The sequence below is a fragment of the Nonomuraea basaltis genome (assembly GCF_005893125.1).
Classification (GTDB): domain Bacteria; phylum Actinomycetota; class Actinomycetes; order Streptosporangiales; family Streptosporangiaceae; genus Nonomuraea; species Nonomuraea basaltis.
This window is the reverse complement of record NZ_VCJS01000014.1, coordinates 100,075-109,922: the sequence shown is the minus strand read 5'-3', so window position 1 is coordinate 109,922 and position 9,848 is coordinate 100,075. Positions and strand designations below refer to the sequence as shown.

Here is a 9,848-nt window from a genome sequence, read left to right as displayed (position 1 = left end):
AGAAAGAAGTGCGGCGGGTGGCCCCGGGTGACCTGGTGAGCGCGGCGCGGTGGCGCGCCGTGCTGGGGCGGGCGGCGGCGGTGTGCCGGGCGGACGGTTTCGGCCGGAGCCATACCCTGACCCACGGGGACCTCGGCGTCTGGGAGGTGCTCACGCTCGCCGCCGCCACCGGCGCGCTCGACGTTGACAGGGAACGGCTGGACGCCCGCGTGCTCAGCGGGATCGAGGAGTTCGGCCCCTCCAGCGGGTTCGCCGGGAACGCGCTGGTGCCGGGGCTGCTGCCCGGGCTCGGCGGTGTCGCGTACCAGTTGCTGCGGATGCACCCCGGCTGCCCGCTGCCCTCCGTCCTGCTCCCCGACCCGGGAGCCGGCGACCTGACGGCGCACGCTCAGCCATCGGCGGCCGGGCTCTCCCAAGGGGCTAGGGGGTGAGCGTGGCGCTGCGGAGGATCGCCACGTGCAGGGCGCTGGTGGCCGGCGTGGGATCGATGCCCAGCTCCTCGGCGAGCGTGGCCCGGAGCCGCTCGTAGGCGGCCAGCGCCCTGGCGGGCTCGCCGGCCAGCTCGTACGCCCGCATCAGCAGGCGGCAGGCGATCTCGTCGAACGGATCCTGCGCCACGGCGGACTGGGCGGCCAGTCGCGCCTCCGGCAGACGCCGGCGGCGCAGCGCGGCGGCGGCGGTCACGTGCAGCGCCCGCCGCAGGACGTCGGCCCGCGCCGCCCTGGCGGGCTCGGCCCACGCCGCGTCCGTGGCGTCGGGGAACACCTCGGCGTCGGCGACGAGGCGGACGGCGTCGCCCGCGAGCCGCATGGCCCGGCGCGCGTCGCTGGCCAGGGCGCCTTCGGCGACGCCGGTCAGCTCACGCGCCGCCCACAGGTCGACGCGGACGTGCCGGCCCAGGCGGTATCCGCTGCGCCCGCCGAGCACGACGCCGGGGTCGAGCGTGGCGCGTAGCCTGCTGACCAGCGTGGCCACGTTGTCCCCCGGCCGCGACGGCCACCTCTCGCCCCACAACGCCTCGGCGGCGGCGTCCATGTGCACCAGCCGCCCGTCGGCCACGGCGAGCAGCGCGAGCAGCGTACGAGCCTTGCGGCTGCCCACCTCGGTGCCGGTCAGGCGGCGCGCCCCGACGAAGACCGCGAACTCGCCGATGAGCCGCAACCGCATCTCACGCCCGCTGTCCACGACGGCTCCCCGAGGCGCCCGGACCACGGGCCCGCCGGGGCCGGTGAGACGGGGTCCGTCCATCGCACGCCCTCCCGCTCATCCGGCCCGGCCTCCGAGGAGGGCGTGCACCTGTACGGCGATCAGGCAGAGCACCATGACGCCCGCGCCCAGGGTGAGTCCCGCGAAGCCGAACGTGCCGACCACCGGGCCGGCGATCAGCCCGCCCGTCGCCGCGCACAGGCCCACCGTCATGTCGGCCGTGCCCTGGACCCGGAGGCGCCGTTCGGCCGGGACCGACTCGCTGAGCAACAGCGAGCCGGAGACCAGGCAGGCCGACCAGCCCACGCCGAGCAGCACCAGCCCGGCGGTGAGGCGCCAGGAGTCGTGGCCCGCCGTGCCGGCCACCACGGTGGCCGTCAGCAGCAACGTCGAGCCGCTCACCAGGCCCGCCCGTCGCCCGAACCGGTCGCAGAGCCGGCCGGCCAGCGGCGACAGGACGTACATGCCCAGCACGTGGGTGCTGGCCGCGGCGCCGATGACGGTCAGGCCGGTGCCCGCCGCCGCCATGTGCACGGGGGTGATCACCATCAGCGGCAGCATGACGGAGTGGCTCACCACCATCGTCATCAGCGCCAGCCGCGCCGGTGGGGTGGTCAGGCGCGGCACCCAGGTCCCGCCGGGGGCGGGCCGGGTCGGCTCGCCGGCGACCCGCCGGGACAGGAGCAGGGGGTCGGGGCGGAGCATCGTCCCGGCCACGGTGGCCGCCACCAGGAAGGCCGCCGCCGCGAAGACGTACGCGCCGGTCAGCGGGGGCAGGCCGGCCCGCTCGGCCACCGCGGCGGTGGGCCCGACCAGGTTCGGGCCGATCGCCACGCCGGCGGTCGCGGCCCAGACGACGGTGGACAGGGCACGGGCGCGCTGCGCGGGCGTGGCCAGGTCGGTGGCGGCGTACCGGGACTGCAGGCTGGTGGCGGTCGCGGCGCCGTACAGGATGAGCCCGGCCATCAGGACGGGCAGCGAGTCCGTCCAGCCGCCCAGGACGGCGACGCACGCGCCGACGAGCCCGGTGGTGAAGCCCGCGACCATGCCCCGGCGCCGTCCGAACCGCTGCATGATGAGCACGATGGGCAGGGCGAGCAGCGCCGCCCCAGCCACCTGGGAGCCCTGCGCGTATCCGGCGGCGGCCGGATCGCCGGCGACGGACGCGGCGAGCAGCCCGCCGGCCGTCGTGCCCGCCAGCGCGCCCACGCCGCCGACGACCTGCGTGACGGCCAGCACCCGTACGGTCCGCGCCTGAACGCGGGCCACCTCGGCGCCGACGGCAGTCCTGTCCACGTCGGCGGGGTTCTCGATGTCCGTCACGACAGCCGGTAGGCCAGCAGTCGGCCGTTGGCCGACACCGAGTTGTCGGCGACGTACAGGGTGTCGCGGGTGAAGGACAACGAGCTGGGCATGGTCAGGCCCTCGGTGACGACGGGCACGGCCGTCCCGTCGCGCTCGACGCGGGTGACCCGGCCGGCCGGCGGGGGGACGGTGTAGGGGCTGCCGGTGTACTCGACCTCAAGGACGTGCAGCCGTCCCCTGGCGTCGACGTCCATGTCGAGGATGGGGGAGAAGCCCTGGGCGAAGACGCGCGGCTGCTGCCCGGGGACCACGTGCCAGATGCGCGCGACCTTGCCGGTGTACGGGTATCCGGTGTACTCGCTGACATAGTACGAGCCACGCGGACCGCGTACCACCGAGGTGGGCACCGCCTGGACCTGCGCAGGACCGTTCGGCGTGGTCACCGTCTGCGCCGGGAACACCGCGACGACCGAGATGGCGCCGTTCCGGGCCACCCGCAGCAGCGCGTTGGCCCCGGCGTCGGCGACCAGGAACCCGTCACCGTCCGCCATCGCGGCGTACGGATGGCACCACAGCCCGGCGAAGCCCGCGCCGCCGTCCGGGTTATCGGCGATTTCGTGGGCGGCCAGGTCGGCGAACGGCCGCAGCCCCTTGCGGGTCGCGTACGCGAGCGTGCCGAGCTCACGACCGGCTTCGCCGAGCGCCTCGCGCCCCGTGGGGTTGTTGGCCAGGCCCATGACGACGACCAGCCCCTTCGGTGTGAGGAGCATGTCGCTCGGCCCGTGCGCGAAGGTGCCGTCCTTGGTGCCGAGCGAGGCGGTGCCGCCGACGAGCGTGGTCTTGCGGCCGTGCGTGAACAGGGAGACGGCGCCCGTCCGGCTGAGGCACTGCTCGGCTCCCGCGCTGCCCGGGCTTCTGGGCAGGCACGGCTCGGTGCCCTCCCGCCCGGACTCGGCGACCAGCACCACGCCGTCGGCCAGGGCGCGGATGCCGCGCGGATGGGCCAGCCCCTCCGCGACGACCCGGGGCGCGGACAGAACCGGCGACGCCGCGGTGGGGGTGGTCGTGGCCTCCGCCGGGAGTGGCAGGGCCGCGCAGGCGAGCATGGTCGCCGCGAGAACGATGGCAGGTCTCATGAGGAGACGTCCTTTCTGAGCGGTCCGCCCGCCGCCTCGGCGCCTTCGCGCAGAACGAAGCGGCGGAGTTTGCCGGTGTGCGTGCGCGGAAGCTCCGCGGCCACGCGGACCGACTTGGGCACCTTGAAGGCGGCCAGATGTTCGCGGGCCAGCGCGATCAGCTCCGGCTCCAGTCGCGCGGCGTCCACCCCGGGCGTGCCCGGCACCACGAACGCGCGCAGCGCGGTGACGCCGGCGTCGTCGCGCACGGACACCACGGCCACCTCGCGGACGCCAGGATGCCGGGCGAGCACCGCCTCGATCTCCGTCGGCGCCACGTTGATGCCGCCGACGACCTCGATGTCGTCGGTACGGCCGTGGTGCACGTACGTGCCGTCGGGGTTGCGGCTCACCCGGTCGCGAGTGTTGAGCCAGCCGTCGACCAGCACGTTCGCGGTCAGCTCCGGCGCGCCGAGATAGCCCGGCATGATCATGGGGCCGCGTACCCACAGCTCCCCGATCTCGCCGTCGGCGACCGGCCCGCCGCCCTCGCCGCGGATCTGGAGCTCGCATTCCGGCACCGGCCGCCCGATGGTGCCGAGGGTGTTGTCCCAGACGGTGTTGGCGCAGTAGGCGTGACCGGCCTCCGTGGCGCCGATCTGCTCCAGCACCGGCGCCCCCAGCGACCGGGTCACCTTCGCTCCGAGCGCTGGGAGCAGCCGTTCGCCCGCCGAGACCGCGGCGCGCAGCGAGCCGAACCCCTCCGGCGGGCAGTGGTCGAGCAGCTTGGCGTAGAACCCGGGCACGGAGAACAGCAGCGTGACCCCGTACCGCCCGATCGCCGCCGCGACCTCCGCAGCATTCGGCCGGTGTCCGAACAGCACCGCGCCCGCCCCGGTGAACAGCGGGAAGACCAGCGCGTTGCCGAAGCCGTAGGCGAAGTACACCTTCGACACCGACAGCAGCACGTCCTCGGCGCGGACGTCGAGCACGCCCTCGCCGACACATCGCTGGTAGGCCGCGAGCTGCCCGTGGGTGTGCACCGCGCCCTTGGGTGTGCCGGTGGTGCCGGAGGTGTACTGGATGTACAGGGGCTCGTCGGGGCCGACGTCGATGGGCCAGGGGACCGGACGGGTGTGCCCCAGGGCGAGCAGTTCGTCGGCGGTGACGTGGCGGGCGGCGGCGTAGCGGCCGCTCAGCGCGGCGCCGGCGACGATCGTGTGCGGCGCGCAGTCGGCGACGATCCTGACGTGGTCGGAGGCGGTGACGTCCGGGTTCACGATGACGGCCGGCGCGCCGATCCGCGCCGCGCCGAGGAAGGCGGCGACCACGCCCATGCCGTCGGGGAGCGCGAGCAGGACGCGATCGCCCCGGCGCACCCCCCGAGCGGCCAGGCCGGCCGCGGCGGAGGCGGCCATCCGGTGCAGGGCCGCGTGCGTGTGCGGGACGCCGTTGTCCCAGAACGCCGTGCGCCCCAGCCATCCTCCGCCTTCGGCGAGCTGCTCGATCTGCCGGGTGACGTTCATCGGGCCGCCTCCGACAGCCCGCCGGCCACCAGGTCACCCGGGGCGGGCTCCTCGTCCAGGCCGAGCAGCGGGGCGCACGCCTTGAGCAGCATCTCCTCGTACTCGTCGGCGGGGTCGGAGTCGAGCACGATGGCGCCGCCCGCGCCGATCCTGATGCCGTCGGGGGTGAAGACCGCCGTCCTGATCGTGATGTTCAGGTCGGCGGTCCCGTCGCAGCCCAGGAACCCGATCGTGCCCGAGTACGGGCCGCGCGCCTCCGTCTCCAGCTCGTCGATGATCTCCATGGTGCGCAGCTTGGGCGCGCCGGTCATGGAGCCGCCGGGGAAGCACGCGCGCAGGCAGTCCACGGCCGACGCCTCAGAGCGCAGCAGCCCGCGGATCGTCGAGACGAGCTGGTGCACGGTCTGGTACGACTCGACCTGCATCAGGGCGGGCACGTGCACGCTGCCGGGCTCGCACACCCGGCCGAGGTCGTTGCGGAGCAGGTCGACGATCATGAGGTTCTCCGCGCGGCTCTTCGGGTCGGTGGCCAGCGTGGTGCGCAGGCGCTCATCCTCGGCCTCGGTGACGCCCCGGGGAGCGGTGCCCTTGATCGGTTTGCTCTCCACGACGCGGCCCTTGTCTATCTTCAGGAAGCGTTCGGGCGAGGAGCAGGCGACCTGGACGCCGCCGGCCGACAGGTACGCCGCGTATGGCGCGGGGTTGCGGGCGCGCATCCGGCCGTAGAAGCGCAGCGGGCTCACGACGGCCGGCAGGCGCACCGCGTTGGTCAGGCAGATCTCGTACGACTCGCCCGCGAGCAGCTCATCCTGGCAGCGCCGCACGTCGGCCAGGTAGCGCGCGCGGCCACGTACCAGGCCGGCCTCCGCCACGGCGCGCAGGCCGGGACCGCCCGCCAGGCCACCCCGGGGCGGCTCCGGCGTATGCGTGATCCCGCCCGCGGTCGTGGCCGCCCACTCCAGCCAGCCGGCCGCTGCCCGCTCCGACTCCCGCGTGGCGACGCTCAGGGCCACCAGGTGCAGGGTGTCGTCGGCGTGGTCGATGACCGCGAACCGGTCGGGGAACATCCACACGGCGTCCGGCACCTCGGAGGAGTGCTTGGCCGAGGACCCGCAGTCGGCCTTGACCTCGTACCCGAGGTAGCCGATGAACCCGCCGGTGAAGTCGAACGGCAGCTCGGGCGTGCGCACCGACCGCCGCCGGAGCTCCCGGTCCAGGATCTCCAGGATGGACCCGGCGACCCGCCGCGTGCCGGCGCCGACCGTCTCGATGGCGACCTCCCCCTCGCCGACCTGGTAGGTCAGCACCTCACCGTGCGTGGGGGACGCCTCGGCCAGGTAGGAGAATCTGGCCAGGTCGGGGCCGTGCCGGGCGCTGTCCAGCCACATGGTGTGCCGGGAGCCGCCGAAGAGCGCGTGGTAGACCGGCTCGCTCCCGGCGCGCAGCGGGACCGACCGGGTGTGCGCGGTGTACTCCAGCAGGTCGGTGGCCCGCCCCGCCGGCCGGCCGTGGTGCCGTTCGACGATGCGCCGGAAGTTCGCCAGCAGCCGCGCCCCGTACTCGGTCAGGACCGACTCAGGGTGGAACTGCACCCCCCAGATCGGACGGTGCCGGTGGCGCAGCCCCATGAGCACGCCGTCCTCCGCCCACGCGGTCGCCTCAAGGCGGCCGGGCAGCGGCTCGGGCACCCGCAACGAGTGGTACCGCACTCCCCTGAAGTCCTGCGGGATGCCGTGGAACAGCTCGTCGCCGGTGTGACGGACGCGGCTGACGTGCCCGTGCCGGGCGGCCGGGGCCCGCTCGACCGCGCCACCGCCGACCGCCGCGATCCCCTGGTGCCCGAGGCACACTCCGAGCACGGGTACGGTCGCCTCCCGCAGGACGTCGGCGCACCGGCCGAAGTCCTCCGGGTTGCCGGGGTCGCCAGGACCTGGGGAGATGACCACGCAGTCCAGCTCGGCGGCCAGCTCCACGCAGCGCGGGTCGTCGTTGGCGACCACCACGGGATCGACTCCGTTGATCTGCGCCAGCAACTGGAACAGGTTGTAGGTGTAGGAGTCGTAGTTGTCGATGAGCAGGCAGCGGATCAACTCCGGCCACCGCCGATCACGGTCGTCTTGCGGACGGCGAGCATGTGCATGAGGCCGTCGCCGTACAGGGAGGGGGGCATCGTGGCCCAGGGCAGCACGGGGGCGGTGACCACCCGGCCGATGCGGGGCTCGTCCTCCGCCAGGCGGGCCAGGTGATCGTCGCCCAGCACGGTCACGACCAGGGAGTCGCGTAAGGGCGCCACGCCCTCGTCCGGGCGCCAGGGGGCGACGACGACGAACGGCGACGTCAGCTCGGTGTGCACGGCCGGATGGCCGGAGCTCGGCGCCGACAGCACCACCGGGCGCACCGCGTACGAGCCGTCGTCCAGCGCGGCCAGCGGGTCTCCGCCGTAGTGCGGGGCGGTGTGGTCGGCCAGGCCGGCGGCCAGCTCGTCCAGGTGCTTGCGCAGGACGGTGGCGCGCTCGGCCGATACGGCGGGCAGCCGCGCCCGGTCGTCGGTGACGAGGTGGGCCGGGGTCGCCGCGAGCCGCTCGGCCAGGACGTCGGCGAGCGCGCCGGGATCCTCGGTGGTGAGGATGGCCGAGACGTTGTCGCAGCGGACACCGCCGTCGCCGAGCACGGTGTCCAGCAGGTAGTCGAGCTCGGCGGCGGAGGGCTCATGGTCGATGACGAGCTTGCTGCGGCCGGGGCCGTTCACCCGGACGTCGCGCCGCCGCTCCCACTGCCGGGTGAGTTTGGGCGGGCCCTGCACGGCTCCGGCGTCCGCGTGCTCGACCAGCAGGTGGCCGATCCGGTCCGGTCCCGGCAGCAGCGTGAGCTTCTCCGGCGCGACCCCGGCCGCGCGCAGCGCGCCCATGAGCCGGTGCGGCGTGAACGGATCGGCGCGTCCCGGGCGGATCATGACGCTGTAGCCGATCGACAGTGCCCGCACCCACAACGAGTTGCCCCCGGAGTGGGTGCCGATGTTGGTGAGCATCGCGAAGAGCCGGCCCCGGGGGATCCAGCGGGCGGCGACGCCGTCCACGTCCGGGATCGGCGGCAGATCGAGCGCGTTGTGCCGCCGGACGTCGGTGAGCACCCGGGCCAGGTAGTGCAGGCCGTCGCGGACGACGGGCTTCGGCACGCCGGTGGCGAGCGCGCAGCGGATCAGGTAGTCGTCGGGCGACTCGCCGTCCACCTCTTTGGTGAGCAGGATCTCGGCGGCACGCGAGAGCGTCGCCTGGTCGGGCGGTACGCCGTCGGCGGCGTCGCGGACCCGTTTCACCGCCGGTACCGCGGTCAGCGGCGCGGCCAGGCGCACCTCCGCCACGCGGGCGCCGTGCACGCCGACGAGGTCGGAGTGGTCGTGACTGTCCATGGGCTCGCCGGCGACCAGCGGCCGGATCGTGGGGATTGCGGTTGGCATCGGCAGGTCTCCTGCGCGTTCGGTCGGTCAAGTGGGTGGCGGGCACGGGGGCCGCGCGTCATCGGGCGAGCTCCTCCGCGAAGGCGGTGACCACCCGCCGCGCCTGCTCCGGATTGAGGCGCGGGTCGCAACCGGTCCGGTAACGGGTGGGATCGATGCTGGGCAGCGGCCGCTCGGCGTGGTCCAGGCACTCGACCACGTCGTCCGGGGTGATCTCCAGGTGCAGGCCCGCCGGGCGTACGCCGTGGTAGCGGGCGACGCGGACGAACGATCGTGCCTCGGCGATGACGTGATCGACGACGCGGATCTTGTATCCGTCATGGCGGCCCGTGTTGCCGTGCATCGGATCGCACAGCCAGAGTGGCCGGGCGCCGCTGTCGCGGGCGGCGGCCAGCAGGCCGGGCAGCGACTCGGCCACGCGGCCGGTCCCCAGCCGGGCGACGAAGGTCAGCCGGCCGGGCTCCCGTCCGGGGTCCAGCGCCTCGACGAGCGCGGCGACGTCCTCCGGGCGGGCGGACGGGCCGAGCTTCACCGCCACCGGGTTGGCGACCCGCGCGGCCAGCGCCACGTGCGGGCCGTCGGCCTGGCGGGTGCGGTCGCCCACCCACAGCAGGTGGGCGGAGGAGGCGTAGACCGCGCCGGCGATCCCGGCGGGCCGGACCAGCGGCTCCTCATAGGGGTGCAGCAGGGCCTCGTGGCTGGTGAAGACGGGGTGGGGGGTGCGGGCGGCGGCCAGGTGGCCGAGCACCTCGGCGGACTTGTCGTAGGCGAGCAGCAACCGTCCCGCCTGGGGGGTGCGGGCGAGCGGTGTCGCGGCCAGGCCGTTCACCGCGTCGCCCATGTAGATCGGCACGTGCGAGCCGTCGGCGACGGCCTCGGTGGGGTACGACCTCGGCTTGGCGAACTGGCCGGCGATCCGGCCGACCACCACGGTTCCGACGGGGTCGCGTACGTCAGCCAGGATCGCCGCCAGCTCGGTGAGCTGCGCGACCTTGCGGGCGACGAGGCCGGGCGACACCTCGGCGAACATCTCCGCGCAGTCACCGGCGTGCAGGACGAACCCGCCGGCCGTCGCGACCTCGGCGAGCCGCTCGCGCAGGGCGCGGGTGGGCTCGAAGGACACGAGGGCGGGCCGCCGCCCGAGCTCCGCGACCACCGCGGCGAGGTCGCCGCCGGCGGACCAGTCGGGCAGCGGCACGGCCGAGGCCGCGACCGACCGGGAAAGCAGCATCGAGTTCA

The 9,848-nt window shown here is 74.7% G+C and carries 8 protein-coding genes; 1 reads left to right on the top strand and 7 read right to left on the bottom strand.

Annotated elements, in window-relative coordinates:
• A partial coding sequence (locus EJK15_RS09400; RefSeq protein WP_206060745.1) for a lanthionine synthetase LanC family protein occupies positions 1-431 on the top strand: 431 nt, incomplete at its 5' end.
• Here the strand turns inward: EJK15_RS09400 and EJK15_RS09395 are convergent.
• Genes EJK15_RS09395 through EJK15_RS09365 form a run of 7 tightly spaced genes read right to left on the bottom strand, consistent with a single transcriptional unit; the run spans position 421 to position 9,840 of the window.
• Positions 421-1,248, bottom strand: a complete 828-nt coding sequence (locus EJK15_RS09395; RefSeq protein WP_138709973.1) for an AfsR/SARP family transcriptional regulator — start codon at positions 1,246-1,248, stop codon at positions 421-423. The two genes, EJK15_RS09400 and EJK15_RS09395, sit on opposite strands and share 11 nt — an antisense overlap.
• A gap of 15 nt (positions 1,249-1,263) precedes the next feature.
• Positions 1,264-2,529: an MFS transporter gene (locus EJK15_RS09390; RefSeq protein ID WP_138709972.1), complete on the bottom strand. Its 1,266-nt coding sequence runs from the start codon at positions 2,527-2,529 to the stop codon at positions 1,264-1,266.
• The gene (locus EJK15_RS09385) at positions 2,526-3,647 is read right to left on the bottom strand and encodes a ScyD/ScyE family protein (protein ID WP_138709971.1); all 1,122 of its coding nucleotides are present in this window, start codon (positions 3,645-3,647) and stop codon (positions 2,526-2,528) included. The genes EJK15_RS09390 and EJK15_RS09385 overlap by 4 nt, the downstream gene beginning before the upstream one ends.
• Positions 3,644-5,152 (bottom strand): AMP-binding protein, encoded by a 1,509-nt coding sequence (locus tag EJK15_RS09380; RefSeq protein ID WP_138709970.1) that lies wholly within the window; start codon positions 5,150-5,152, stop codon positions 3,644-3,646. The genes EJK15_RS09385 and EJK15_RS09380 overlap by 4 nt, the downstream gene beginning before the upstream one ends.
• Complete coding sequence (gene pabB, locus EJK15_RS09375) at positions 5,149-7,239, bottom strand: aminodeoxychorismate synthase component I (RefSeq protein ID WP_138709988.1); 2,091 nt, start codon at positions 7,237-7,239, stop codon at positions 5,149-5,151. Before pabB ends, EJK15_RS09380 begins: the two co-directional genes overlap by 4 nt.
• Complete coding sequence (locus EJK15_RS09370) at positions 7,239-8,609, bottom strand: aldehyde dehydrogenase family protein (RefSeq protein WP_138709969.1); 1,371 nt, start codon at positions 8,607-8,609, stop codon at positions 7,239-7,241. Before EJK15_RS09370 ends, pabB begins: the two co-directional genes overlap by 1 nt.
• A gap of 58 nt (positions 8,610-8,667) precedes the next feature.
• Positions 8,668-9,840, bottom strand: coding sequence for a 3-deoxy-7-phosphoheptulonate synthase (locus tag EJK15_RS09365; RefSeq protein WP_138709968.1), 1,173 nt, complete (start codon positions 9,838-9,840; stop codon positions 8,668-8,670).
• Positions 9,841-9,848: the final 8 nt, after the last annotated feature.

Bases quoted from the DNA above. Each gene is read 5' to 3' on its own strand.
- EJK15_RS09365 (WP_138709968.1), bottom strand. From the start codon at position 9,840: ATGCTGCTTTCCCGGTCGGTCGCGGCCTCGGCCGTGCCGCTGCCCGAC.
- EJK15_RS09395 (WP_138709973.1), bottom strand. From the start codon at position 1,248: ATGGACGGACCCCGTCTCACCGGCCCCGGCGGGCCCGTGGTCCGGGCG.
- EJK15_RS09380 (WP_138709970.1), bottom strand. From the start codon at position 5,152: ATGAACGTCACCCGGCAGATCGAGCAGCTCGCCGAAGGCGGAGGATGG.
- EJK15_RS09385 (WP_138709971.1), bottom strand. From the start codon at position 3,647: ATGAGACCTGCCATCGTTCTCGCGGCGACCATGCTCGCCTGCGCGGCC.
- EJK15_RS09370 (WP_138709969.1), bottom strand. From the start codon at position 8,609: ATGCCAACCGCAATCCCCACGATCCGGCCGCTGGTCGCCGGCGAGCCC.